The following is a 24,962-nucleotide window of genomic DNA, read 5'->3' as shown; positions in this document are numbered from 1 at the left end:
AGCGCAAAGGTAATATTTTCTTATTAGTTTAGTGCACCATAATTTACGGGATTAGCCAAGAATATTAAGGAAGAAATAGGTCATGCAATAGCAGTCAATTATCACTAATCATCGCTGAAATAGGTTTACTGCTTATATGTGGCGGCCTGAGTGCTAGGCGCTCGTCAGCAACCATAACAATTAAATAATACTTAGGTATAAGATACTACCCACACTCATTAACAATTAAGAAAAGCAGTCGTGAAGCATGAAAATACTCCCTCTTTTTATATGCAAGAGGTTGATTTTGATCGTGAATCGATACTCTTTCCAGGTAGACATGGAAACCCTCTGCCATACTCTGTGACAAAAGATCACACAACGATCCACTACTGCAGGTATTGGTCATGTTTGCCTTTATGCACCCCTTTCAAACGATCCGCCGTTTAGAGCATGAAGTTACCGAGCTGCGTACTCAGCTTGCGACTGAAAAAAGCGTTCATGGTTGCCGTGCTATTAGCCTGATGACACCGGTTGAATCGATCAGCATGCTCCAGTCCAAAGGAGCAGATATGCTGACTTAATTAAGCACGGGGGCCGAACACCATGCCGAGCAGTTAGCGAGTGAACGAGCCACTTTGTCGGACTTATTTGCGCGGCTTCATCATGCTGAACAAACGGCTCAGACGATCAAACACCAGTGTCAACGCTTCCAACAGGCAGATGTTCACTCTGCAGCCCCACTCGCTAGCGAACAGGCGCTGCACGAGCTACGCAAAATCGGTGTAGAGCTATCCCGTAACGCCGGGCATACCCGTGCACTTGCCATGACCACGGCGCTAGAGGAGGCTCATATACACCAGGAGCCCTCTGGCTTACCTGCTATCGTCAGCGATATCCAGCACCTTGCCGACCATACGCAGCATCTAGGCCACCAATTGGATCACTGGATTGAGCAGGTTGCCATATTGCTAAAAGAAGATGCTCGCGTGCAGGCCCATCAGCGGGAAACATCTACGGCGCTGGCCAATGCAGCCCAAGCGGCAGAGCAGGTGATAGAGCAACTCATGGATCAAGCACGTCATATGTATAAAGTGATTCACCACAGCACCACGACGGCCTGTTTGCACGCTGCCAAGCTAGAGCACGCCGTTTGGAAAAGTCAGATCTACCAACAGATACTTTCCGCCTATTTCGAGGATCACATGGTGGATCATCAGCACTGTACGCTAGGCCGCTGGTACTTTACGGGCGAGGGGCAGCGCTATAAACATACCGAGGCGTATCGCTCGCTGGCGGCTCCTCACCGCCGCTTCCATGAAAGCGGCTTGGACGCTTTGCGCTATGCACGACAAGGGGATCATACGGGTCAACTGGCCTCCCTAGCACTGATGGAGGAAGCAAGCGTAGCACTTGCTAAGCAACTTGATCAGCTTATGGAGCAGGCTGTTTATGAGATACCGATGTCAGCAAGTCATCCTTCACCGCTTGCTGATGCGCCTTAAATTGCTCCCCATATAACACTCCTTCCGTAATGCGTTATTTATGCCATGCTGAGCATGGCACTCATAACGCAGACGGTAAGGATGACGATGGCAGCTGCAAAGAAGCTAGATCTCGCGCTACAAGGCGGTGGAGCCCATGGTGCTTATACCTGGGGAGTTATTGATCGACTTCTGGAAGATGACCGTATTGAGATTGAGCGCATTAGTGGCACCAGCGCAGGCGCTATGAATGGCGTAGTCATGGCAGATGCCCTTACCCGTGGTGGTAAACAGGCCGCCCGGCAATCTCTCAGGGATTTTTGGAAGGCGGTAAGCCGCGCGGGCATGGCAAGTCCTATCCGCCGCTCGCCGATGGATGTATTAACCGGCAATTGGAGTTTGGAGCACTCCCCCGGCTATATCGCCATGGACTTGATGACTCGCCTGGTGTCGCCCTACCAACTCAACCCGCTCAATTTGAATCCATTGCGCGATATTGTGGCGGCCCACATCGACTTTGAGCGGGTACGCCAGTGCGACCAGCTAAAGCTCTTTGTGGCAGCTACTAACGTGCGCACCGGCAAACCGCGTGTGTTTCGTCGAGAAGAGATGAGCGTTGATGCGGTCATGGCATCGGCTTGTCTGCCCTTTATGTTCCAGTCTGTGGAAATCGACGGCGAAGCATATTGGGACGGCGGCTACATGGGCAACCCAGCCCTCTTCCCCTTAATGGAAGAGTGCAGCGCAAGGGATATTCTGTTGGTACAGATCAACCCGATTCGCCGTGATGAACTACCCACCTCCGCTTCGGCCATTATGAACCGCCTTAACGAAATCACCTTTAATGCCGCGCTGATTAAAGAAGTGCGCATGATCGCGCTGTTGAAACGTACCCTTGAAGAGCAGGGTATTGAAAACTGCTACCAGCAGTCGCTTTTTCACCGCATTAGTGGCGATCAGGCACTCGATAGCTTATCGGTTTCAAGCAAACTCAACTCTGAATGGCCATTTTTATGCCACCTGTTTGACCAAGGGAGAGAAGCCGCCGACAACTGGATCACGGCTAACTTTGATGCCATCGGCCAACGCTCAACCCTGGATATTGATGCAGTATATCTGCACGAATAACTCCCTTCAGCCATCCAGCACTGCCCCAACTTGGCGCACTCTGCTCATGAGGAGTGCGCTCACTTGATGAATCTAGTGATTTTATTTCCCTTAGCACTGCTTTGAAAAAACATTAAGCAACTGATTTAAATATTTAAAAAGACAGATGGCGGAGTATTTGCTTATTGCTATGCAGTAGTAGTAGGCGTGGACCAGGCCCGCAAGGGTACGAGTGCGTCGAACCTGACCTTCAACGGCGAAGGCATGTTCTCGTAACCACGCAACGCCTGATGCGTTGTGTCTCGGCAAACTCGTTCTATGCTCTGTGAGGCCATCCATGGACATTCGCAATAAAGCCAACCGCATTCGACTGTTGAACTTCTCAACACCGCAAATGCGCGCGTTTCACCTCTCCTGGTTCGCATTTCATATCTGCTTTTTCGGCTGGTTCGGCATTGCGCCGCTGATGGCGGTGGTTCGCGAGGATCTATCGCTCACCCAAACCCAAATCGGCAATACCATTATTGCCTCGGTGGCGATCACCGTGGGGGTGCGCCTGTTGATTGGCGTGCTGTGTGATCGTATTGGACCACGTAAAACCTACACAGGCCTACTGATGCTCGGCTCCATTCCGGTTATGGGCATTGGTCTGGCTAACAGTTTTGAAACGTTTTTGCTGGCCCGCCTAGCGATTGGCGCTATCGGCGCTTCGTTTGTGATTACCCAGTACCACACCACCATGATGTTTGCGCCCAATGTGGTTGGCACAGCTAATGCCACGAGCGCAGGTTGGGGCAACCTAGGCGGCGGCACCACACAAATTGTTATGCCGTTGATTTTTGCGGGCATGCTGATGCTAGGCGTTAATGAAGCGCTCGGCTCGCGTCTGGCCATGGTCGTGCCTGGCGTAGTGCTATTTTTTACCGGTATCGCTTACTGGCTGTTCACTCAAGATGCCCCAGCCGGCAACTTCAGCGAGCTGCGCGCCCGCGGTGAACTACCGCCAGCCACCGGAGAGCATGGCGCAGCCCAGAGCTTTTTAGCGGCGGCAAAGGATATCCGCGTTTGGGCGCTGTTTGTGGTGTACGGACTCTGTTTTGGGGTCGAGCTGACCATCAACAATATCGCGGCAATCTACTTCTCCGATAAATTCGATCTTACCCTGGCAACCGCCGGCTTAATCGCAGGCCTGTTCGGCTTAATGAACATTTTTGCTCGTACCCTTGGCGGCGTTTTTTCCGACCTATTCGCTAAACAGGGTGGGCTAAAAGGACGCGTCCGCTGGCTCTTTATCGCACTAGTATGCGAAGGCATCGCTCTCGTCGCCTTCTCGCAAATGCATGTACTCAGCTTGGCGATTGGCATCATGCTGGTATTTAGCCTGTTCGTGCAGATGGCGGAAGGCGCCACCTTTGGTGTGGTGCCCTTTATCAATAAAAAAGCCTTGGGCGCAGTGGCCGGTATTGTCGGTGCAGGCGGTAACGGGGGCGCTGTATCGGCAGCGTTTCTATTCCGTAGCGAAAGCCTCAGCTACCAGCAAGGCCTCTTTTACCTCGGCTTAACCGTATTGGTACTTGCCTCCTGCGTACTGGTCGTTCGCTTTAGTGATGCCACCGAAGCAGAAGAAGCCAGCGCCTATCGTGATGCGCTAGGCAAAGACACAGGAGCAGGCGCGCTGTCATTGCGTTAATATTAATTAACACCGCCCCTGCATGCGCATCGCTGTGGGGGCTTTTTACCTTTAGGCGGCGAGTAATAAGGAAATCAACATGTCTTCTGCCCAACAGCTACTCTTAACCGCCCTGCGCTGCGACATTGATAACCTTCACCACTTAGCAACCACAGCAGATATCGTCAGCGATATCAGCCAGTTTATTCATGTGCTTCAACGCGAGCGAGGAGCCTCGACGATTTACTTAGCCTCAAAAGGCAGCGTTTTAAAACTCGACGAGCCACTTACCTGCAGCATAGTCAAGCGGCGGAAGCCTCGATGCGTCAGCGTCTCGAAGCGCTTAGCCAGGAGTCACGGCCACAGGCGACAGCGCGCTTATTACGCCGCATTGCTGCCGTCTGGCTGTCACTGGATGAACTAGATGTATTACGGCATGCAATTGAGACCTTCAACATATCGCCAGATGCAGCAACTCAAGCGTTTAACCATCTCATTAGCAGTCTCTTAGCGATTGTTTTTGAAGCGGCCGACACAGCGGTCGACCCAGACATTACCCGTGCCCTGGTCGCTATTTTTCATCTTATGCAGGGTAAAGAGCTGGCGGGGCAAGAGCGCGCCTGCGGCGCCTTTGGTTTTACTCTCGGTCATTTCGACAATGCCCACCGTACGCTGCTGAACCAGTTGGTTGACGCTCAACAGCGCTGCTTTGACACCTTTGTAGAATTTGCCACCCCAGAGGCTCTGGGGACTTGGCAACAATCCCTCTCTCCTAGAACACTGGCGGGCATTTGTCAGTTGCGAGATATTGCTTGCCAGCGTTCTCACCACCAAACGGCATCAGGCAATACGGGCAATACGTTAGGTGAAACCTGGTACGAGCTCACCACCCTGCGTATTGATACGATTAAAACGGTTGAAGACACCCTGAATACCCAATTAACGGCCCTTTGCCATCATAAAATTGTCCAGGCCCAAGCAGAGCTAGAACAGACGAAGGCGAAGCCTGACAGACCGCTGCCTGCGCCCTGTGAACAGTTACTAGCCCTTCACTCTACTCAGCCGCTTGGAGACCTAACCGCCAACGCCCTCAACTCTCCGCTTAGCCGCTCACTACTGGAGCTCACTCATGCTCAATCCAGCCGCTTACAGGGGCTAAGCGACGAGCTGGAGAATACCCGCAAGGCTCTCCGTGAACGCAAGCTAATCGAGCGGGCAAAAGGATTAATCATGGCGCACCAGTCCATGAGTGAAGAGGAGGCCTACCGCTTTCTGCGAAAAACCTCAATGGACCAAAGCAAAAGCATGGCGGATATGGCACAGTCGATTCTTGACCTCTCTGCCATGCTGCAACGTAAAGAGTAAAAACAGCAGCGCTGAGCCCGATTTGCAACCTGATTAGGTTTTAGCCATGCTGAAAGCTCACCCAGTTTAATGAGCAAGGAGAGCAAGCGATGCATGACCGCGTACTGTTAATTACCGGCGCTTCCAGCGGCATTGGTGCGGCCACCGCTCGTGCAGCGGCTCGTGAAGGCTACCAGTTGGTACTTGCCGCTCGTTCAGCCGATAAGCTGACATCGCTTGCTCAAGAGCTTGGTCCAGAGAACGTACTCACCTGCGAAGTTGATGTCACCGACTTAAGCCAGCAGCAAGCTATGGTGGAACAGGCGATTGAAACCTTTGGCCACATTGATGCAGTATTCGCCAATGCAGGTCGCGGTGGCTCACCGGGTGGGTTTAGCAGCGCCGATCATGTTGCTTGGCGGGAGATGATTCTCACCAATGTCTACGGCGTTGGCCTTACGCTGCAAGCCTGCTTGCCAGAGCTAAAACGCCGCCAGGGTCATATTCTTTTAACCGGCTCTGCCGCAGGCCGCACCACCATCCCAGGCTCCATGTATAGCGCCACTAAGTGGGCAGTAACGGGTATTGGTTATAATCTGCGCGAGGAGTTACGCGGCACCGGCATGCGGGTGACGCTGATTGAGCCTGGCATGGTCGATACTCCCTTCTTTGATGAACCACCCGAGTACGCGCTAGCAGACCGCGATATCGCCAATGCGGTGATCTATGCTCTGTCGCAACCACCCCATGTTGACGTTAATGAAATCCTAGTGCGACCCACACCGCCCCGAGAGTAACTCTGCTCGCTTGACGCCTTGTTTTTGCTCGTTGCTGCCCGCATAAACATAGTATTATGAAGCGTGCTAACAACTTGGCCCGCCGACCATGCATGTTTATTAGGTGACTTATGAGCCAACTTGCCTCAACCGTACTCTCTGTTCTTGACCTAGCGCCCATCCGCCAAGGCGGCAGCGCTGCTGAAACGTTTCGTGATAGCGTTCTCTCTAGCCCAGCATACGGAGTCTTTGGGCCTATCAGCGCTACTGGTTAGCCGAACACCACAACATTGCAGGGATTGCCAGTGCGGCCACCGCCGTACTGATTGGCCATGTGGCGGGGCAAACATCTACCATTCGCGTGGGTAGCGGGGGTATTATGCTGCCTAACCACCCACCGTTAGTGATTGCCGAGCAGTTTGGCACGCTGGAAACCCTCTACCCAGGGCGAATTGACCTTGGCCTGGGCCGCGCGCCTGGCTCAGATGGTGCCACCATGCGGGCTATGCGCCGCCACGCCCATGCAGGAGTTGATGATTTTCCAGAGCTACTTGAAGAGCTGCGCCGTTATTTAGACGATGCGGACCCTCGCCAAACCGTTAAAGCCGTTCCAGGCCAAGGCACCCATGTCCCCATCTGGCTACTGGGCTCCAGCGGTTACAGCGCACAGCTCGCGGCAAAGCTCGGCCTACCCTTCGCCTTTGCTGCGCAGTTTGCGCCGGGCTATCTCTTTGAAGCATTGCGCCTATACCGGGATAATTTCCGGCCATCTGAGCATTTAGAGGCACCTTATGCGATGGTGGGCCTGCCTGTCATGGCGGCGGAAAGTGACGAGATGGCGCACTACTTGGCCACCACTGCTCAGCAAAAATTCTTAAACTTGATTCGTGGTAAACCGACCCAGTCACTGCCCCCCGTCGACACGTTAGACTGGTCCCCCATGGAACGCGCTCAAGTAGAGCAGTTTTTGGGGGCGGCTATTATTGGCGGCCCGGAAACAGTAAAAGCGCAATTAGAAGAGTTTCAAGCACGTACCGGCGCTAACGAACTTATGATTAATAGCGACTTTTATAGCCACGCTGATCGGCTGCGTAGCTATGAGATTGTTGCCCAAGCCGCACGTTAAGCCGCTCTACTCACCCTTTCGCAACGAGAAAAGCACCTGCCGCTACCATCAGCGAGCCTGCGGTACGGTTGGTGCCTTTCTGAGCGCGCGCCGATTGAAAAAAGCGCCGCGCAGAGGAAGCAAACGATGCTACCAGCATTAAGCCCATCATCAACCCAACCAGCGTTAAGCCCACCACCAGAAACATATCGCTCCGGTTTAGCACGGTGAGATCGATAAAGGTGGGTAAAAACGCAATATAGAACAGAATGACCTTCGGATTAGAGGCCGAAATCAGAAAGCCTTGTAGAAAGCTCTTAAAGATATCCCGCCGCCAAGCGCCGCTACTAAGCGGAATAGTATCTAGTGCGTGAGGCGTCACGTCCGCGGTCCACATCTTCCAGCCCAGGTAAAACCAGGTATGCGGCCCCCGCATAGCGAAGCAGCGTAAAAGCTTCCCCCCAGTTTTCGGCCAGCGCTGCTAGGCCATCGAACGCCAGCAATAAATAGATCACATCGCTCACCGTCATACCCAGCGCCAGCGGGATACACGGACGCGTACCCGCCGACATCCCCTTAGCTAGTAACGCAAAAATTCCTGGGCCAGGCGTCACGGCAAACACAAAGATAGCTAAAAAGTAGGTCAGTGCGCTCTCGATGGTCATTGCCAAGCCCTCTCGTTGTAATTTATGGCCCACTCGGTGGGGAACGATGCAACTGCGCTGAGCCGCATCAGAATATGCTAACGTAGCTTATGCCTTAATGAACGAGAAAAGACCCATGCAAACCCTTCAATTTTCACCAATGACTGCGGATGAGTTCGCCCTATTTTGGCCCACGTTCCAGGCCATTGTAGCTGCCGAAGAAACCTACGCGATAGATCCTAACATCACTTATGACGACGCTTTTTCACTGTGGTGCAAAACACCACTGCTCAGTATTGCAGTGAAAGACGAACAGGGGCAGTTGCTAGGTAGTTACTACTTAAAAGCGAATGCCGCTGGCCCTGGTAGCCACGTGTGTAACTGCGGCTATATGGTAACGCCGCACGCGCGAGGTAAAGGGGTTGCGCGAGCCATGTGCGAACACTCACAGCAAGCTGCGCGCCAACATGGTTTTATAGCCATGCAGTTCAACGCCGTAGTGGCCAGCAACCAAGTCGCCGTGGCCTTATGGCAACGCCTTGGGTTTAGCATCGTCGGCACCGTTCCCCATGCCTATCAGCACGCCTCACATGGTTACGTTGATACGCACGTCATGCATAAATCGTTAACCGAACACTAAACAGCGTTATTCTTTTCATCGACAGGCCTCTGGCCTGCTGAACATTCAACGCTGCAAAAAATGGCTTCGTATCTCTCAACTTATCTCCCTTTATGTCGATAATATACAGGCAAGGCTCTCCTCCTTGCCTGTCAAACTCCTTACTTTCCTTGCCTATGAGAGCAATCAACATGAGAAACCTATCTGTCAAACATACATTGGCAGTGGTACAAGGCCTGATGCTAGCTGCACTAATGGACATTGCAGCGACAGGTATTATGACAAAACTCGATGTTATGGAAAGTTTACGTAGAGTTGATGAAATTGCGGCACAGCAAGTCTCCGCCATTAACAGAGCTGAAGTTAATTTAATGGAACTAAGAGTACGGCTAGGACGCTTTAACGAATATAGCGAAGATGGTAATACTGTCGCCGCTCAAAAATCATTAGATCTCGCCCGGACGGCCCTAGAGCGAGCTGAATCTCGCTTTGCACAGTTCACAGCCGTCGAGGTACCTAGCACAGCTTTACGAGCTCCCATCATTCAAACGCTTCAGACGAACTTTGAACTGTTGGTGACCAATGATCTGCGCAGCGACTTAGCAACAGAAAATTTAGCCATATTAATGAGTCATCGTGATCGAATTAATGACAACTTTGGCCCCTTCACTGACGCGGTGCGTAATTTCAACCAACGTGCGCAAACCCTAGCGACGGAGGAAATTACCGCAGCAGAACGTTTGCATACCATTACAATGTTTATTAGTGGTGTACTGATTTTCCTCGCTCTGGCACTGTTTATTGGCGTACGTATTGGCATCAACCGCATTATTGTTCTCCCACTACAGCGCGCCGTTCAGCTATGTGAGAACATTGCCAAGGGAGACTTGACTAGCAAAATAGTGTCTCGTGGAAACAACGAAATTGGGCGCCTTTACAGTGCAATGCACGATATGCAGAACAAACTACAAGCAATGGTAGGTACGCTCTCCCAAAGCAGCATTACCGTGGCCGCTAGCTCACGGCAAATTGCCGGCGGCAGCCAGGATCTTGCATCACGTACTGAGCAGCAGGCAGCTGCGCTTCAACAAACCGCTGCCAGCATGGATGAAATCTCATCCATCGTTCGCCAAAATGCGGATACCGCCTCCCAGGCAGAGCGCTTGACTCAAGATGCTTCCAAAAAAGCCGCTCACGGTAAGCAAGAGTCTGAACAAACTAGCGTGCTGATGCGTGAACTAGAAACCAGCTCGCAGAAGGTGAATGAAATCATTCAAGTGATTGATTCCATCGCTTTCCAAACCAATATTCTTGCCTTGAACGCGTCGGTGGAAGCAGCACGGGCGGGGGAGCATGGCCGTGGTTTTGCGGTGGTCGCGAGTGAAGTACGCTCACTGGCCACTAAAACCTCGAACTCCTCTAAAGAAATCCGCACCATGATTGAGGACATCGCGAGCCGCATTGCTCAAGGGGCCGATCAAGCGCTGAAAAATGGCGAAAGCATGGACGACATTAACCAAGCCATTATTCGCGTGAACGATATGATGCAGGAACTAGCACTTGCAGCGAAGGAGCAAGAGTCAGGCATTAGCCAAATCAGCACCGCGATTGCTGAAATGGATTCTGCCACTCAGGAGAATGTCTCCTTAGTGGAGGAGACCAGTACGGCGTCGGCTTCCCTACAAGATGAAGCTTCACGCTTGGCAGAACTGGTCGCGGCGTTCCGGCTAAACGCATCCAGCCGTCAAGCAACGCTTGCTCAACCCTCGGCCACTGCGCCTGCCCAACGTTTACGTGCCCCATCGCAAAACGTGAGCGCCACACAGCGCCAGCGCCCAACCGCTGAACCAGAGTGGGAAGAGTTTTAAATAAAACCTAACAGACTAGCGCGGGCCATCAGCCGTTTTTGGCCCGCACAGTCAAATCTGCAACGTTGACCCTCCCTATTAGTTCGATAACAAAAATTAAGATAAGGTAACCAATCATAACGACAACTCGCTTGGCCCCCTCAATGCCTAACCACTGCTCGCTCCTACGGCGCATCTCCCTACGCGCAAGAATTATTGGCCTTACGACCTCGTTGGTAGTCGCTCTTACCTTACTGCTTAGCTGGGTAGCCTCCCGAGAGGCTGCCATTCAGCTTGAAGCCAATATTGGTCACGACAGTGCTGATACCGCCTACCAAATGGTGGATAAACTCAACCGCAGTATGGATGCGCGGATTAAAGAAGTGCGGCTACTTCTAGGCATTAAAGAGTTTTCTGACTCTTCCGGTCGATTTTGGATACGTGAGCAATTAGAACACCTGCAGCGTAACTATGACGTACTCTCATGGATCGGCGTGACAGATGCCGTTGGTACCGTTATCGCTTCAACTTGCGGCATTCTGGAAGGCAGTTCGATTGCCCAGCGGCCTGTGTTTATGGAGGGCCAGCATGCACTGTGGGTGGGGGATGTGCACAATGCCGTGATGCTGGCGCAGCTACTGCCTACCCCCACGGGGGAACCTATCCAATTTGTAGATATTGCCGCGCCTCTCCACAACCAGCGCGGTGAGTTTACTGGCGTTCTGGGGGTTCATCTAAGCTGGGAGTGGGCGACTCAAGTGAAAGACTCTATGTTTTCACCACAACTGCGCGACCAACAAACGGACCTACTCTTGCTCTCATCGGAAGGCACTGTGATTTTGGGTCCTGACGAGATGATAGGGCAACCTCTGGCGTTTATTCACTCTTCTTCGAACAGCACCACCCCTGAATGGTCTGTCGAAACTTGGCCGGATGGGCAGCGCTACGTCACAGGCGTCGCTCGTAGCCAAGGGTTTGGAGACTTTCCAGGACTGGGCTGGGTGGCCGTGAGCAGGCAGCCCGTGGCCACCGCCTTTGCCCCTGTTGATAGGCTTTCCGAGATCATTTTAGGTACTGGTCTGCTGGTGGCGTTGCTATTTTCCATTATCGGATGGATTGTTGCCTCTCGCTTAGTCGACCCCCTGTCCCGCTTTGCCAGAGCCGCCGATAACATCCAAACCGTCAAAAGCCGCCTTGAGTTTACCCAGGAAAACGGTTCTCCCGAACTTAAACGGCTCTCTACCTCTATGCGCGATATGGTGGAGCGTCTAATTGACCAGCGCCAAACCATTAGCCGCCTAGAGGACTTGGCCAATACCGACCCATTAACAGGCCTGCCCAACCGGGCTTTCTTAAATCAATATCTTCAACACACCCTGCCAGAAACAGAACGTCAGCAGCAAAGTATTATTGTGCTGCTCTTTGATCTTGATGGTTTCAAACGTGTAAATGATGAGTTAGGGCATCATGCAGGGGATTTACTGCTTATCGAAATTTCGCAGCGGATAAAAGCAACGCTACGCAGTGGAGATGCGGTGGCGCGACTAGAGGGCGATGAGTTTGTGATGGTGTTAAAGAGCCCTTCATCCACCAGCGCTGCATTAACTCATGAAGTTAGCCAGCGCTTACTCACTCGCATCGCTACCCCAGTGAATCTACCGGATGCTCAAAACGCCCATGTAGGCTGTAGCCTAGGAGCCTCTATTTGGCCCCAACATAGCAATGACATTCAGCAAGTTTTTCAACTGGCGGATACTGCTCTATACGCAGCTAAGGGCAAAGGCAAACACCGCTTGGTTATTTATGGAGAGTCGGGTTAAGCCACTGCTGTAGCTGTGCTTCAGCGGCTTCACTACCTAACTCGGTGAGATAGGCGATATTGCGCTCGGGGATAGCCGCGGTATCGCCATAAAAAGCGATGGCCTTCTCAACGTTGGCTTCGCGCAGCAAATGCACCATGGCAGGGCGCGCGGTTTGAGTAATTCGCTGCGTCGTCTGGCTCTGCATCGGCAAAACAGTAGTCAGGGTGAAACGTCGCTAGCTGGTAAATACCTTCGTAGCCCAACTCAACGAGCAGTTGCTCGGCAAGCTCTACATAATCCAAGTAGTGGTCGAAGCTTTTAAAAAGTGTCGGAAACACCAGCAGGGTAGTTTCTGCTTCAGGGTGCTCGTTGAGCCACTCCAGCTCCGCCACTAACTCCTCAAGGGCCACATCCACTTTTTTCGAGCGCACGACTTCAACACGAATCGTATTGCTCTCCAGCTCACGTTTAGCAAAGGGGCAAATGTTGTGTCCAACAATAAAATGGCTCACCCATGCCAGCGTTTGGTCCACTACCTGCTGATCTGCTGCTTGCGTCATACCCGTTCCACCTGCACCTTACGGCTCTTTAAATGGCGTGGCATCTGCCACGTATTGGACGCCAGTGTACAGATAAGCCCTCGGAAATACGCTAGGCATGCTGTTGATAACGCGCCAAGGCCACTTCATAAGATTTGTGAATATGGTCGTCCATTAGCGCTCTTGCGGCTGTCGCGTCGCGCTGAAGCGCTAGTTCTACCAGCTCATGGTGCTGTTCATCCAGTTCCTGTCGGATAGTCGGCATTTTCGGCCCTAAACGGCGGTAGCGGTCGAACTGGTAGTTCAATTGTTCAATAAAGCGCAAGAGCCATACTGAACCACAGGGTGCCACCAGGGTACGGTGAAAATGCGTATGCAGGCGTTCCCACTCTTCGCCTTTATCCAGCGTAATATCGGCACGCTTTAAACGATGCGCTGCCGCCAAAAGGTCTGCCTCCCACACCGCATCGCCATGGGCTATCGCTCGCTCAAGCGCCATACCTTCAAGTTCGGTGCGAAGGCGGGCGATGTCATCTAACTCTTCCCGCGAAAGCTTAGGGACTCGAAACCCCCGCTGATTCTCCTGCACCAGCAGGCCATACGCCGCTAGCTTATTGAGTGCCTCACGTAGTGGGCTCAAGCCAACTTGATACTGCTCCTTGAGCGCATTAATCGCGAGTTTTTCGCCCGCCTTGAAGCGACCGCCTACCAAATCTCGGCGCAGCACGTCATAAATGGGGCTGGATGCGCTAACAGCGGGGAGCTGCATGTGCTTGTTCATTCCGGAGTCCTGTTGCGTCACATGGCAAAGCTTCAGTTTACGGAGATTCCATCGCTAGGTGTTGACGCCTCTTATCTGGCTCACCTATATTCGATTTTAGACAAAATAATCGATTTTTTAACCTACAAACGATAAATAGGGAAATCTTATGCTGTTGACCGTGCTGCCTTCGCTGCAGGCGATGAGCGCATGAAGCAAACCGCACTCTTTTGGGCATTTTTTCGCGTCGGCATTTTCGGCTTTGGCGGCGGCCCTGCCATGGTACCGCTGGTCCGTGCGGAAGTCGTGACACGCCACCAGTGGCTAACGGATGAAGAGTTTGCCGACGTGCTCGCCATCGGCAATACCCTACCCGGCCCCATCGCCACCAAAATGCCCGGCTATATTGGCTACCGGGTAGCGGGCATCAGCGGCTGCGCGGCGGCCGTCATTGCCGTTATCCTACCGATGATCGTGGCCATGATTGTGATGTTAGGCATTTTTAGCCGCTACCGCGACGTTGGCTGGATTCGCGGTATGGGACAAGCGGTCATTCCGGTAGTCATGGTCATGATGGCTCAGCTCACCTGGGACTTCTTCGATAAATCCAAAGCCGCCCTTGGCTGGCTAATCAGCATCGCTATGGCGGTCATCGCAGGCGCGGGGATTTATTGGCTAGGCGTACATCCCGGCTGGGTGATTGGGGCCATTCTGCTGGCGGGCCTCCTACGCCCATCCCGTAAAAAACGCGCGGGGGGTGCCGCATGATTTATTGGGATCTTTTTTTAGCGTTTTTTATTCCTAACATTATGGGTTATGGCGGTGGCCCCGCCATTATTCCGCTCATTGAAGCAGAAGTAGTGGGTCGCTCTGGCTGGATGGCGTCACAGGGCTTTGCTGAAACGCTGGCGCTCGGCAATGCGCTCCCCAGCCCGATTGCCACCAAAATGGCGGGCTATGTTGGCTATGAAGTTGCCGGTATTGGCGGGGCATTTGTGGCTGTTGCCGCAACGGTCATTCCCTCACTCCTGCTGATGCTTGGCGCTTTGGGGCTTTTATATCGCCACCGCGACTCCCCGCGCGTTAAACGCATGAGCCAATGGGTACGACCAGTGATTGCCATGATGATGGCGTGGCTTACCCTCGGTTTTTTCACAGAAAGTATGGCGGCAAGCGGCCTCCTCCACACGCTGATTATCGGTATCGTGGCCGCGATTGCGCTTGTGCGCTTTAACACCCACCCCGCCTTTGTTGTTATCGGCGCCTTGGTTTATGGAGGGCTCTTCTTAGGTTGACCTGTTGTGCACTCAAGACCATTCACTGCAGACAATAAGAACCCAATATGGGACCACGCGCTCACCACGCCGCTGCTTAATCTCAGCGGATCACCACACCAACTCAATCAAAAAAGGTGTATAGAGAATGACGCGTTCAAATCTTGCTCTAAGTACGACACTCGCCGCCATTGGACTCACCTCCAGCCTGGCGTTCATTTCCACTGCCCATGCGGACTATCCTGAGCAGGATGTTCGTTTAATTATTCCTTATGGGCCCGGGGGTGCCACGGATATTATTTTCCGTCTGGTATCACAAGAGGCCGAACAGCACTTAGGCGCCTCGATTGTTCCGGTCAATATGGCTGGGGCAGGCGCGACACTGGGGTCACGCAACGTCAAAGATGCGACGCCTGATGGCTATACGCTGCTAGGTAGCCATGACACGATTGCACTTTCAAAACTCGCAGGTACGGTCGATTACTCTTACGACGCTTTTGAACCCATCGCCCTGCTCACACAAACCATCAATATCCCCACGACTTATGCCGGCCACCCAGTAGAAAGCGCGGCCGATATTGCTGACTACGTGCGAGAAAACCCAGGCCAAGTACGTTTCAGCATGATCCCAAAGCTCCACCGACCACTTCTTTTGGGCGCAGTTTTTCCAGGAAGCCGGTATTGATATGGCAGATGTGCGTTTAGTGGGTTACCCCGATACTGGCCAACAAGTATCGGCGCTGATGGCAGAAGAAGTTGATTTTGCCATGTTCAACCTGCCAATCTGGTGGCGTTTTTTACGAAGATGGCACCTTAAACCCCTTGGCATTGCGCATCCCGAGCGCCTAGACAGCATGCCCGACGTCGCCACCCGGCGAGAGCAGGGTATTGAGATGGACCACTCCACCAGCCGCGGCATCTTTGCGCCTAAAGACACCCCCCAAGAGGTATTAGACGCCGTGGCTGATGCCTATGGGCAAGCACTTGAGGATGAGCAGGTACAAAGCCGTATCGAAAATGAGTTCGGGTCGGTTGTGCGCTTCCTAGCCGGTGATGACTATCAAGCGTTCCTAGATGAAAACGAAGCGGCGCTCTCTGCCGCTGCCGAAAACATCGAGTTTCAAAACTAAGCGCTTTACATGTCATTACTCGCTAATGCTCCCAGGTTTCGACCTGGGAGCTCATGGAGGCATCGCTAATGCTAACGCTTACCAAAGACCGCGCGCTGGCGCTGGCGCTGCTATTGATGGTGGCTGTCATGTGGGTGGAGTCGGGGTCTATTCGCCCACCGACTAGCTGGCAGCCCTATGGGTCAGCACTGTTTCCACGCATCTTGCTAGTGACGATCGGTCTCTTATCAGTACTGCTGCTAGTCCGCTCTCTGTTTACCCGCGTCACTCCTGTGGCGTCATGGCGTACAGAGATCAGCGATTGGTTTACTCGACGTAAAATCGTCGTAGCGCTGTTTGTACTGTTTGGGCTGTATGCAGCACTTCTCCCCTTACTGGGCTATATCGTTGCCACTATCAGTTTTTTAGTGGCGTCTTTTGCCTTGTTATTGGGCATAGATACAAAGCGTAAATGGGCAATCAACCTAGGGATCAGCCTCACACTTGTGCCGCTGGTATTTGTCATTTTCCGTTACGGCTTAAACGTATGGCTGCCCTAATGTTGAGGACCAACAAATGACTAATTTCTTTCTTCAAGCGCTCAGCGAAGTCGGAAGCTTCTCGGTAATGGGCTTGATCATACTCGGCGTGCTATTCGGTATTATAGGCGGGAGTATTCCAGGCTTTACCGTGACCATGGCTATCCTAGTGGTATTCCCGTTCACCTTTGCCATGGACCCGGTCAGCGGCGTATCGCTGATGGTGGGTGTCTTCGTAGGTGGGTACTCGGGCGGTATTGTATCGGGTGTTATGCTGGGAATACCTGGAACACCCTCCTCCATTACCACTGTCTATGACGGCTACCCCATGGCTCAAAAGGGTGAGCCCGGCCGAGCCTTAGGGATCGGTGTCATGTCCTCCTTTCTTGGCACCATTATCAGCGTGGACGTGCTGGTCTTTTTTGGGCCGTTAATAGCCAGCTTTAGTCTGAATTTCCGCCCCTGGGAAATTACCGCGCTGATTATCTTTACTCTAACACTGGTGGCAGGCCTATCAAATGGAGCACTCCTAAAAGGGCTATTAGCCGCCGCGCTGGGCTTACTGATCACCACTGTGGGGTATGACCGCAACAGTAATCTGCGCTTTGATTTTGATCTGCCCGCACTCAGCTCGGGGTTTGAGATGCTGCCCGTGATGATTGGGGTGTTTGCGTTCTCTCAACTGCTCGGCAATATCGAAAAACTGCGCGACGGCGATGGTAACGGCAAGGCGTGGACACCAACGTGTCGATTCCTTACCGCCAAATTATGAAAGATATGGCAGGTCAAAAACTCAACACCTTTCGCTTTTCTTTTATTGGTAGCCTGATCGGTGCGCTACCGGGAACTGGCGGCACCGTGGCTAACTTTGTGAGCTACACCAGGCGAAAAAGTTTTCACGTCATCCAGAAACATTTGGCACAGGCACCCCTAGCGGGATTGTTGCCTCTGAGGCCTCCAATAGCGCCGTTGCTGGAGGTGCATTCGTGCCCACTCTAGCGCTGGGCATACCTGGCGATCTTCCCATGGCTATTATGATGGGCGTGCTGATCCTCCACGGCATCACCCCAGGTCCGATGATGTTTGAACAAAACCCGGTGCTGGTGGGCGCGATCTACGCAAGCCTCTTGATCGGTGCTGTGATCATGGTGTTGTGTAATCTACTGCTCGTGCGCTGGTTCGCCAAAATCTCGTTAATCCCGCAGCAGATCTTAGTACCGGTGGTACTGATCCTCTGCGCTATCGGTGCTTATGCACTCAATAACAATCTCTTTGATATCTGGGTGCTGTTTATTTTCGGAGTAGTTGGCTATTTGCTCTGGAAAGCTGGCGTTCCTCTCACACCGCTCATCCTCGGTGTAGTCCTGGGCAACAACTTGGAACGGCAATTGTTTAGAGCGCTGGAGTTGGACCCTAACTGGCTGACTTTTTTAACACGGCCTCTCTCTGCTCTCTTTTTAGCACTGGCGGTCGCATCCGTCCGCTTTCTCCCTCTATCAAGACCGCAAACTTAAGCGCCTAAAGCCAGCGACCAACAACTAGCGATCAATGATTGATAAAAAGGATACTTTACATGCATAACAACGCTCTCTATTACCCCAGTGCCTCACGTCGTATGGCCACTTTCGGCAAACGCGGTATGGTGGCCACCTCTCAGCCGCTCGCCGCCCAGGTAGGTATCACGATTTTGCAGCAGGGCGGCAATGCGATTGATGCGGCGATTGCCACCGCCGCCGCGCTCACTGTGGTAGAGCCTACGTCTAACGGCATTGGCAGCGATGCCTTCGCGATTGTATGGGTCGATGGAAAGCTACATGGCCTCAACGCCAGCGGCCCTGCTCCGCAGGCAGGCCACGATTGAGGCTTTGAAAGCGCTTGGCCATGACGCTATGCCTAACCACGGCATGCTGCCTGTTACCGTGCCTGGCGCGCCTGCGGCCTGGGCGGCACTCTCTGAGCGCTTTGGCAAACTGCCCTTTGCGGATCTGCTAGCACCTGCCATTGCGCTGGCAGAAGAGGGCTTTGCCGTGACGCCGATCATCCATCAAATGTGGGAAGAGGCCTTCCATAACTACGCGCCCTACCCCGACGCTGCCTTCCAACCCTGGTTCGATACCTTTGCCCCTAAAGGCCGGGCACCGCGCCCAGGCGAGCTATGGTCCTCCCCTGGTCATGCGAAAAGCTTAGCCGCGATTGCCGCCACAAACGCCGAGGCGTTTTATCGCGGAGAGCTGGCTGAGGCCATCGATACGTTCTCCCGCGAGCATGGTGGCCTCATCCGCAAAGAGGATTTGGCCGCTTACCAGCCCGAGTGGATCGACCCGATTAGCGTGCGCTACCAAGGCCATGATATTTGGGAAATTCCACCGAACGGCAGCGGTATGATCGTGCTGCAAGCACTCGGCATGCTTGAACGATTAGACCCGTGCCCAAGGCGATGCCGTTGAAACCCTACACCGACGGATTGAAGCCACGAAGTTGGCCTATATGGATGGCTTCAAGCACATCACCGAACGCAGCGCGATGGCCCCCACCACCGAGCAAATGCTGGATAATGCCTACCTCACCGCACGCGCTGCGCTGATCGGCGATCAGGCCGTTGACCCGGCGCACGGCAATCCTTTGCAAGGCGGCACCGTCTACCTAGCCACGGCTGACGACGAAGGCAATATGGTGTCGTTTATCCAAAGTAACTTTAAAGGCTTTGGTTCCGGCAGGGTGGTTCCCGGCACCGGGATTAGCCTGCAAAACCGTGGCTGGTCATTCTCGCTAGACCCTGAGCATGCGAATGCTCTGGCACCCGGAAAACGCACCTATCACACTATCATTCCCGGGTTTATCACCAAAGAAAATCAAGCCGTTGGGCCATTTGGCGTCATGGGCGGCTATATGCAGCCTCAGGGCCAAGTGCAGGTGGTCACCGCCATGATTGAGGATCAGTTAAACCCACAGGCCGCGCTGGATATGCCTCGTTGGAAGTGGACAACCGGCAGAACCGTGGAAGTGGAAGCGGATTTCCCCAACCACTTGGCGCTGGCCCTCGCTCGGCGCGGCCACAAGATTGTTAAGGTGGCGGATTCGATTAGCTTTGGCCGTGGTCAAATTATTCTACGCGACTCTGAGAGCGGCGTGCTGCAAGGCGGTACTGAACCGCGCACCGATGGGGCCGTGCTGCCGCTGTAGCGCTTTTCACCCCATCACCTGCTGCCCTCTCAGGGGCAGCAGGCTGGCTATCAACGCCAAAGCACCGCATCATGGCGGCCTACTGATGCTGGTGCTCCTTACTTTTCGATGTTGCTAACGCCATGATGCCGTCTCCTTCCTCACCTTCCCCCTCTCCGTTTAGCGGCTTCTTTAGCGTGTTTCGCTATAGCCGTCGCGCGCTGTCGCTGGTATGGGAAACCTCCCGCTGGATGATGCTGGGCTTGGCGCTTTGCACGCTGGTGGCTGGCGTGCTGCCCGCCGTAGCAGCTTATGTGGGCCAACTGATTGTTGATGGCGTGCTGGCGGCGATGGAAAGCTATGAGGCAGCGAGCAACCCTGACTTATGGGCAACGCTCACTCCAGTGTTGGGGTTAGTGGCGTTGGAAGGCGGCATCATTGCCCTGATGGCGTTAGCCCAGCGTGGCCTCTCGGCCCAGCAGTCGCTGTTAAGAGCGCTGCTCGGGCAGAAAGTGAACGTGATGATTTTGGACAAAGCGGGCACGCTGTCGCTGAGCCAATTCGAGGATTCAGAGCTTTATGACCAGCTCACCCGTGCTAGACGAGAAGCCTCAACTCGCCCCCTGGCGCTGGTCAATAAAACCTTTGGGCTGCTGCAGAACGCCATTTCCCTCGGCAGTTTTTCCTTCCTACTGGTGCAGTTTTCTCCCTGGGCACTGCTGATTTTGGTAGCCGGTGCGCTGCCGGTATTTCTTTCGGAAGCGAAATTTTCCGGCGATGCCTTCCGGCTATTTCGCTGGCGCTCGCCGCAAACACGCATGCAGATGTACCTGGAATCCGTTTTGGCCCGAGAAGACAGCATTAAAGAGGTCAAACTGTTTGGTTTAGAGCAGCGCTTTCTTCAGCGCTACCGGGCTATTTTTCAACAGCTGTTTGCCGAAGACCGCCGCTTGACCCTACGCCGGGAGAGCTGGGGATTTATTTTAGGGCTACTGGGTACGCTCACCTTTTACGCGGCCTATGGTTGGGTCGTGGTGGAAACCGTGGCAGGTGCTCTAACGCTAGGTCAAATGACCATGTATTTAATGGTCTTCAAACAGGGGCAAGGCGCGCTATCTGCCAGCCTCACAGACGTGAGCGGCATGTATGAAGATAATCTCTACCTCTCCAATTTATATGAATACCTGGAACAGCCCACCGAAGCCGACCCGGGCCATTTAACCCAAGGCGCAGTACCTAACGACGGGCTGCGCTTTGAGCACGTGAGCTTTGCTTACCCCGGTGGGCAAGAGGGGCTGCACGATATTTCGCTACACATTGTGCCCGGTAGCAGCTTAGCCCTGGTGGGTGAAAACGGCTCAGGCAAAACCACCTCGATTAAGCTCTTAACGCGGCTCTACCGCCCCACTCAAGGTCGAATTTTGCTAGACGGCAGCGACCTCAACGAGTGGGACACCCAAGCGCTGAGGGCACGAGTGGGCGTGATCTTTCAGGACTTTGAACGCTACCAGCTCACCGTGGGTGAAAACCTTGGGGTGGGCGATACCACAGCCTTCGATGATCAGCAGCGCTGGCAGCAAGCGGCAAAAGACGGGCTGGCCGATAGCTTTATCAAGCGTATGCCCGAAGGTTACCAAACCCAGCTAGGGCCGCTGGTTTAAAAATGGTCAGGAGCTCTCCGGCGGCCAGTGGCAGAAAGTGGCGCTCTCCCGTGCTTACAGGCGCAAAGATGCCGATATCTTAGTGCTCGATGAGCCCACCGCCGCGATGGATGCTGCCGCCGAGGCGAATGTCTTTGCCCGCTTTCGTGATCACAGCCGCGACAAGATGACGATTCTGATCTCCCATCGTTTCTCGACCGTCCGCAGCGCCGACCAAATCATCGTCATCGACCAAGGGCGCATCATCGAACAACGGCACTCATGACACACTGCTCGACGCCAACGGACGCTATGTATCGCTGTTTCATTTGCAGGCGGAGGGGTATCGATAAGTGGTTAGTTAAGCTGCTATCGAAAAGCACGTTAAGTCTCATTATTCATCATTAGCCAGAGACTCTTACAACGTGAAGGCAAAGTGACATTTCCCCTCGCACTATCGACTGACATCATTGCCTCGTTTACTTTACAACATATCCCATGGCTCATTTTTCGAGGCAACGAAAATGAACAACCGACTACACTCCATCAGCGTTAAATACTCTGTCGCTTTTATTAGCGTTGCGCTGGCGTTATTGATTATTTTTATTGTCGACTTGCTCTTGGTAAATAGCGTTCAACACCGCATGTTGGAGTTTAGCCAGCGGTTCGGGCCAGCCCCTGCTGCCGTGAGCAACGCAGACCGCGACCTGCATCAAGCCCGTATTGCCGAAGCGGAGTACGTCCTTGTGAGCCCCGACAGTAGAGAGTCCGTCGAGCTAAAAGCGACGTTCGAAGAGAATGCCCAACAAGCGCTAGACGGTATGCATCGATTTAAAGAAATCATGCAACAACAGCCTCACATACTCGAACAACTTGCTCTTTTTGACACGTTATTTAATCAATGGAAAACCACATCTAACGCGGTTTTCGATACTCACCAGCGTGGTGATTTAAACTCAGCATTACAAATTACACAAGCAGGAATCGCTCACGACCTTTAATGCACTAAGAGAACTCTAGAACACGGCTGGTGAAGCTGTCGTAGACGTCGCGAGTAATACCGAAACGGCAACGGTTGCAAAAGTAAAACGTCAGGAGTGGATAACAGGGACGTTCTCGGTCGCTGTTTTCCTAGTGGCTATCTTCATTGCCTTGGCAGGCCCCATCACCATGTCACGGGCGATTCGTCAGGTGACGGCACGCATCAAGGACATCACCGAGGGCGAAGGAGACCTTACCGCGCGCATTCAAAGCCAACGCCGGGATGAAATTGGCGAGCTTGCCCAACAGTTCAATGCCTTTATCAACCGCATCGACGACACGCTCCAATCGGTTAGCCATAGCACTGTTAGCCTGCAACACGCGTCAACAGAAATTGCCAAGGGTAGCCAGGAGCTCGCCTCGCGCACTGAACAGGCGGCAGCCAACTTACAACAAACGTCTGCCTCTAGGGAGCAAATGGCGGCGGTGGTGAACAATGCCTCAGAGTCGGCCCAACAAGCCAACCAGCTAGCGCTTTCTACCCGCGACATCGCCCATAAAAGCCTCAACACCATGCAAAGCGTTCAGAAAACCATGGGCAGTATTAGCGAGTCATCTAGCCAAATTGGTGAGATCGTGACCATGATCGAAAGCATTGCCTTCCAAACCAATATCCTGGCATTGAACGCTTCGGTGGAGGCCGCCAGGGCAGGAGAGCATGGCCGAGGCTTTGCGGTAGTCGCACAAGAGGTCCGCATTCTCAAGCCGCACCAGTGAAGCATCGAAGAGTATCTCTGGGCTAATCAGCACCTCGGCTGAACGCTCACACGCTGGGGTTTCCCAAGTAAAAGCAGCGAGTAATACGCTTCACAGCATGATGCAAAGCATCGAGCGCGTAGCCGATGTGATCGCCGAGATTAGTGCTGGGGCAAAAGAGCAAAGCGTGGGCATCGGTCAGGTCAATGATGCGGTGAACGAATTGGATAGCATGACGCAGCACAACGCCTCGATGGTGGAAGAGTCTAGCGCCGCTGCCGCTGAGCTGCGTGAACAGGCCGATCGACTCAGCGCCTTAGTGGGCTCTTTTAAACTGAGTAACCACCAGCCCATCGTTGATTCAGGCCGTCACGCTTTCCTTGATCAAACGAAGAAAAGCACACTACATTTAGCCTCAACACTGCCTAGAAATTTAGTACGTCAGCCGACGCCTGAATGGGAGTCATTTTAATGATGTTGCCGACTAGGCCGCTCGTTTAATCCTACTACTGTCTGCGTCTTCGGGCTCTTCCCCTGGCACCCGAAGACGCTTTTGCATTGCCAGCATCGGCCATGCGTTTAGTGCGCGCGTCATAACTCTTATTTAAAACAACCGCGCGCTCATATGAAAGGACACATCATGCCGCCTAGTGCGTTAGTAATTGATGATGACGTGGATATCCAACTGCTCGGCAAAATGCTGCTGAGTCGACATGGGTTCGAGGTAGCCACCGCCGGGTGTTTGGGAGAGCTGGCACGTAAACCTGCCCTGCTCAACACTAATCTGATCGTCCTTGATTTTGGCTTGGGCGATTTTACGGGGTTGGATATCCTCGACTATCTTTATGACCTAAAAATCAACGCCCCTATTTTGCTGCTAAGTAGTTGTAATAACGAAACGGCTGCCCATGCTATTGCTAAAGGCACTTCCAAGGGCCTGAAGATGTTAGGGTTCCTACCTAAGGCTCGGTTAATGACGGGCCTTAGCGATTTTATTAAGCAAATTGAGTCGTCACCGAAACCACCCACTGTGGGCGAGCTGGCGCAGGCCATCAAACAGCAGCACATCTGCCTGGCGTTTCAGCCCAAGGTCTCACTCATGACCGGCACGGTGCTAGGCGTGGAAGCGCTGGTACGCTGGGAAGACCCAGCGCGCGGCACCATCTACCCCGATAATTTTATTCCGCTAGCCGAGCGAAGTGGCCTAATGGTGCCTCTCACTTGGTGCATTTTAGAACTGGCTTTAGCGCAATTGTCCGCGTGGCACACCCGTGGGTTACCGTTGAGTATTGCCATTAATGTGCCCGCCGAGTTCGTTAAAGCTGAAAATATGTTGTCGATGTTCGACGAACTGTGCGCCAAGCACACCATTGATATGACCAAAGTTACGCTCGAGCTGACGGAGTCGGTGGGAGTGGAATGCTTAGGCTACGCACGCCATATTCTGGAAGAGCTTCGCAAGCGCGGGTGTAAGCTGGCATTGGATGACTTTGGGACGGGCTACTCCTCATTAACCCAACTCTATCGTTTACCGTTTGATGAGTTGAAAATTGACCGTAGCTTCGTATCGTTAATTGATAGCGAGCCTAGTGCCCAAGCCATTACGCTCTCGATTGTAGAGCTCGGTGCGCGACTAGGGATGAGCGTCGTGGCGGAGGGAATTGAAAATGCAGACCAGCACGCCATTCTTGCTAAGGCGCACTGCCCCATTGGGCAAGGCTATTTCATCTCTCGCCCGCTATCAGCTGCTGTGTTTGATGAGTGGTTACAACATCAAATGACCATGGCCAAACGGGCCTAACCAGATAGTCAGCACCCACTTGACA

At 53.2% G+C, this 24,962-nt stretch carries 22 protein-coding genes and 5 pseudogenes; 23 read left to right on the top strand and 4 right to left on the bottom strand.

Annotation, left to right across the window (positions count from 1 at the left end):
• The first annotated feature begins 386 nt into the window (after window positions 1-386).
• The 7 genes and pseudogenes from B4967_RS19450 (at window position 387) to B4967_RS10525 (ending at window position 7,485) form a co-directional block, all read left to right on the top strand.
• The gene (locus tag B4967_RS19450; RefSeq protein ID WP_243470513.1) at window positions 387-563 is read left to right on the top strand and encodes a hypothetical protein; all 177 of its coding nucleotides are present in this window, start codon (window positions 387-389) and stop codon (window positions 561-563) included.
• 54 nt (window positions 564-617) lie between these two features.
• On the top strand, window positions 618-1,484 hold the full coding sequence (locus tag B4967_RS10550) for a CZB domain-containing protein (protein ID WP_243470512.1): 867 nt from the start codon (window positions 618-620) through the stop codon (window positions 1,482-1,484).
• Between the two features lie 87 nt (window positions 1,485-1,571).
• Window positions 1,572-2,591: a patatin-like phospholipase family protein gene (locus B4967_RS10545; protein ID WP_083025128.1), complete on the top strand. Its 1,020-nt coding sequence runs from the start codon at window positions 1,572-1,574 to the stop codon at window positions 2,589-2,591.
• Window positions 2,592-2,907: 316 nt separating this feature from the next.
• On the top strand, window positions 2,908-4,260 hold the full coding sequence (locus tag B4967_RS10540) for an MFS transporter (RefSeq protein WP_083025126.1): 1,353 nt from the start codon (window positions 2,908-2,910) through the stop codon (window positions 4,258-4,260).
• Window positions 4,261-4,560: 300 nt separating this feature from the next.
• Window positions 4,561-5,604 carry a nitrate regulatory protein gene (locus tag B4967_RS10535; RefSeq protein WP_243470511.1) on the top strand — a complete coding sequence of 348 codons (1,044 nt, stop codon included), beginning with the start codon at window positions 4,561-4,563 and terminating at the stop codon, window positions 5,602-5,604.
• 89 nt (window positions 5,605-5,693) lie between these two features.
• Window positions 5,694-6,380, top strand: coding sequence for an SDR family oxidoreductase (locus B4967_RS10530; RefSeq protein ID WP_062361441.1), 687 nt, complete (start codon window positions 5,694-5,696; stop codon window positions 6,378-6,380).
• 110 nt (window positions 6,381-6,490) lie between these two features.
• A pseudogene (locus tag B4967_RS10525) lies at window positions 6,491-7,485 on the top strand (LLM class flavin-dependent oxidoreductase).
• A 10-nt stretch (window positions 7,486-7,495) separates the two neighbouring features.
• On the opposite strand, the gene B4967_RS20890 reads toward B4967_RS10525, so the two are convergent.
• Together B4967_RS20890 and B4967_RS20885 are read right to left on the bottom strand one after the other, a co-directional pair.
• Entirely contained in the window at window positions 7,496-7,846 is a 351-nt protein-coding gene (locus tag B4967_RS20890) for a LysE family translocator (RefSeq protein ID WP_340638739.1), read from the bottom strand.
• A complete protein-coding gene (locus B4967_RS20885; protein ID WP_340638742.1) occupies window positions 7,812-8,129 on the bottom strand; it encodes a LysE family translocator in 318 nt (105 codons plus the stop codon). The genes B4967_RS20890 and B4967_RS20885 overlap by 35 nt, the downstream gene beginning before the upstream one ends.
• A 115-nt stretch (window positions 8,130-8,244) precedes the next feature.
• On the opposite strand from B4967_RS20885, the gene B4967_RS10515 reads away from it, so the two are divergent.
• The 3 genes from B4967_RS10515 (at window position 8,245) to B4967_RS10505 (ending at window position 12,394) form a co-directional block, all read left to right on the top strand.
• Window positions 8,245-8,748, top strand: a complete 504-nt coding sequence (locus tag B4967_RS10515; RefSeq protein ID WP_083025124.1) for a GNAT family N-acetyltransferase — start codon at window positions 8,245-8,247, stop codon at window positions 8,746-8,748.
• 170 nt (window positions 8,749-8,918) lie between these two features.
• Window positions 8,919-10,595 carry a methyl-accepting chemotaxis protein gene (locus B4967_RS10510; RefSeq protein WP_083025122.1) on the top strand — a complete coding sequence of 559 codons (1,677 nt, stop codon included), beginning with the start codon at window positions 8,919-8,921 and terminating at the stop codon, window positions 10,593-10,595.
• A gap of 212 nt (window positions 10,596-10,807) precedes the next feature.
• Window positions 10,808-12,394 (top strand): sensor domain-containing diguanylate cyclase, encoded by a 1,587-nt coding sequence (locus B4967_RS10505; protein ID WP_243470510.1) that lies wholly within the window; start codon window positions 10,808-10,810, stop codon window positions 12,392-12,394.
• On the opposite strand, the pseudogene B4967_RS10500 reads toward B4967_RS10505, so the two are convergent.
• Together B4967_RS10500 and B4967_RS10495 are read right to left on the bottom strand one after the other, a co-directional pair.
• Window positions 12,372-12,936: pseudogene (locus tag B4967_RS10500) on the bottom strand (DUF1415 domain-containing protein). The gene B4967_RS10505 and the pseudogene B4967_RS10500 sit on opposite strands and share 23 nt — an antisense overlap.
• A gap of 91 nt (window positions 12,937-13,027) precedes the next feature.
• Complete coding sequence (locus tag B4967_RS10495; protein WP_083025118.1) at window positions 13,028-13,696, bottom strand: GntR family transcriptional regulator; 669 nt, start codon at window positions 13,694-13,696, stop codon at window positions 13,028-13,030.
• Window positions 13,697-13,885: 189 nt separating this feature from the next.
• Here B4967_RS10495 and B4967_RS10490 point away from each other — a divergent pair, with 189 nt between their 5' ends.
• The 13 genes and pseudogenes from B4967_RS10490 to B4967_RS10450 all read left to right on the top strand — a co-directional run bounded on the left by B4967_RS10490 (window position 13,886) and on the right by B4967_RS10450 (window position 24,937).
• A complete protein-coding gene (locus tag B4967_RS10490; protein ID WP_083025116.1) occupies window positions 13,886-14,443 on the top strand; it encodes a chromate transporter in 558 nt (185 codons plus the stop codon).
• Window positions 14,440-14,970: a chromate transporter gene (locus B4967_RS10485; RefSeq protein WP_083025114.1), complete on the top strand. Its 531-nt coding sequence runs from the start codon at window positions 14,440-14,442 to the stop codon at window positions 14,968-14,970. Before B4967_RS10490 ends, B4967_RS10485 begins: the two co-directional genes overlap by 4 nt.
• Window positions 14,971-15,097: 127 nt before the next feature.
• A complete protein-coding gene (locus tag B4967_RS20365; RefSeq protein ID WP_279384696.1) occupies window positions 15,098-15,634 on the top strand; it encodes a Bug family tripartite tricarboxylate transporter substrate binding protein in 537 nt (178 codons plus the stop codon).
• A gap of 1 nt (window position 15,635) precedes the next feature.
• On the top strand, window positions 15,636-16,079 hold the full coding sequence (locus B4967_RS20360; RefSeq protein WP_279384695.1) for a tripartite tricarboxylate transporter substrate-binding protein: 444 nt from the start codon (window positions 15,636-15,638) through the stop codon (window positions 16,077-16,079).
• A gap of 68 nt (window positions 16,080-16,147) precedes the next feature.
• Window positions 16,148-16,618 (top strand): tripartite tricarboxylate transporter TctB family protein, encoded by a 471-nt coding sequence (locus B4967_RS10475; protein ID WP_083025111.1) that lies wholly within the window; start codon window positions 16,148-16,150, stop codon window positions 16,616-16,618.
• 16 nt (window positions 16,619-16,634) lie between these two features.
• Window positions 16,635-17,369 (top strand): tripartite tricarboxylate transporter permease, encoded by a 735-nt coding sequence (locus B4967_RS19445; protein ID WP_243470509.1) that lies wholly within the window; start codon window positions 16,635-16,637, stop codon window positions 17,367-17,369.
• Window positions 17,366-18,111: pseudogene (locus B4967_RS19435) on the top strand (tripartite tricarboxylate transporter permease). Before B4967_RS19445 ends, B4967_RS19435 begins: the two are co-directional and overlap by 4 nt.
• A gap of 59 nt (window positions 18,112-18,170) precedes the next feature.
• Window positions 18,171-19,780 (top strand): annotated as a pseudogene (locus tag B4967_RS10465) (gamma-glutamyltransferase family protein).
• A gap of 122 nt (window positions 19,781-19,902) precedes the next feature.
• A pseudogene (locus tag B4967_RS10460) lies at window positions 19,903-21,752 on the top strand (ABC transporter ATP-binding protein).
• 171 nt (window positions 21,753-21,923) lie between these two features.
• Window positions 21,924-22,400: an MCP four helix bundle domain-containing protein gene (locus tag B4967_RS19430; RefSeq protein ID WP_139794469.1), complete on the top strand. Its 477-nt coding sequence runs from the start codon at window positions 21,924-21,926 to the stop codon at window positions 22,398-22,400.
• A gap of 133 nt (window positions 22,401-22,533) precedes the next feature.
• Entirely contained in the window at window positions 22,534-23,157 is a 624-nt protein-coding gene (locus tag B4967_RS19425; RefSeq protein WP_243470508.1) for a methyl-accepting chemotaxis protein, read from the top strand.
• Between the two features lie 13 nt (window positions 23,158-23,170).
• The gene (locus tag B4967_RS19420; RefSeq protein WP_340638740.1) at window positions 23,171-23,608 is read left to right on the top strand and encodes a methyl-accepting chemotaxis protein; all 438 of its coding nucleotides are present in this window, start codon (window positions 23,171-23,173) and stop codon (window positions 23,606-23,608) included.
• Between the two features lie 168 nt (window positions 23,609-23,776).
• A complete protein-coding gene (locus B4967_RS10450) occupies window positions 23,777-24,937 on the top strand; it encodes an EAL domain-containing response regulator (protein WP_083025110.1) in 1,161 nt (386 codons plus the stop codon).
• Window positions 24,938-24,962: the final 25 nt, after the last annotated feature.

It is taken from the genome of Vreelandella lionensis (genome assembly GCF_002087295.1).
GTDB classification, from domain to species: Bacteria; Pseudomonadota; Gammaproteobacteria; order Pseudomonadales; family Halomonadaceae; genus Vreelandella; species Vreelandella lionensis.
The sequence above is the reverse complement of the archived record's forward strand: the minus strand, read 5'-3'. Positions and strand labels throughout refer to the sequence as shown.

Excerpts from the sequence above, each read along its gene's own strand:
- B4967_RS19450 (WP_243470513.1), top strand. The coding sequence starts at position 387 with ATGTTTGCCTTTATGCACCCCTTTCAAACGATCCGCCGTTTAGAGCAT.
- B4967_RS10530 (WP_062361441.1), top strand. The coding sequence starts at position 5,694 with ATGCATGACCGCGTACTGTTAATTACCGGCGCTTCCAGCGGCATTGGT.
- B4967_RS10515 (WP_083025124.1), top strand. The coding sequence starts at position 8,245 with ATGCAAACCCTTCAATTTTCACCAATGACTGCGGATGAGTTCGCCCTA.
- B4967_RS10540 (WP_083025126.1), top strand. The coding sequence starts at position 2,908 with ATGGACATTCGCAATAAAGCCAACCGCATTCGACTGTTGAACTTCTCA.
- B4967_RS19445 (WP_243470509.1), top strand. The coding sequence starts at position 16,635 with ATGACTAATTTCTTTCTTCAAGCGCTCAGCGAAGTCGGAAGCTTCTCG.
- B4967_RS10450 (WP_083025110.1), top strand. The coding sequence starts at position 23,777 with ATGCCGCCTAGTGCGTTAGTAATTGATGATGACGTGGATATCCAACTG.
- B4967_RS20360 (WP_279384695.1), top strand. The coding sequence starts at position 15,636 with ATGGCAGATGTGCGTTTAGTGGGTTACCCCGATACTGGCCAACAAGTA.
- B4967_RS20365 (WP_279384696.1), top strand. The coding sequence starts at position 15,098 with ATGACGCGTTCAAATCTTGCTCTAAGTACGACACTCGCCGCCATTGGA.
- B4967_RS10495 (WP_083025118.1), bottom strand. The coding sequence starts at position 13,696 with ATGAACAAGCACATGCAGCTCCCCGCTGTTAGCGCATCCAGCCCCATT.
- B4967_RS10535 (WP_243470511.1), top strand. The coding sequence starts at position 4,561 with ATGCGTCAGCGTCTCGAAGCGCTTAGCCAGGAGTCACGGCCACAGGCG.
- B4967_RS10475 (WP_083025111.1), top strand. The coding sequence starts at position 16,148 with ATGCTAACGCTTACCAAAGACCGCGCGCTGGCGCTGGCGCTGCTATTG.
- B4967_RS10490 (WP_083025116.1), top strand. The coding sequence starts at position 13,886 with ATGAAGCAAACCGCACTCTTTTGGGCATTTTTTCGCGTCGGCATTTTC.
- B4967_RS19430 (WP_139794469.1), top strand. The coding sequence starts at position 21,924 with ATGAACAACCGACTACACTCCATCAGCGTTAAATACTCTGTCGCTTTT.
- B4967_RS10485 (WP_083025114.1), top strand. The coding sequence starts at position 14,440 with ATGATTTATTGGGATCTTTTTTTAGCGTTTTTTATTCCTAACATTATG.
- B4967_RS10545 (WP_083025128.1), top strand. The coding sequence starts at position 1,572 with ATGGCAGCTGCAAAGAAGCTAGATCTCGCGCTACAAGGCGGTGGAGCC.
- B4967_RS20885 (WP_340638742.1), bottom strand. The coding sequence starts at position 8,129 with ATGACCATCGAGAGCGCACTGACCTACTTTTTAGCTATCTTTGTGTTT.
- B4967_RS10510 (WP_083025122.1), top strand. The coding sequence starts at position 8,919 with ATGAGAAACCTATCTGTCAAACATACATTGGCAGTGGTACAAGGCCTG.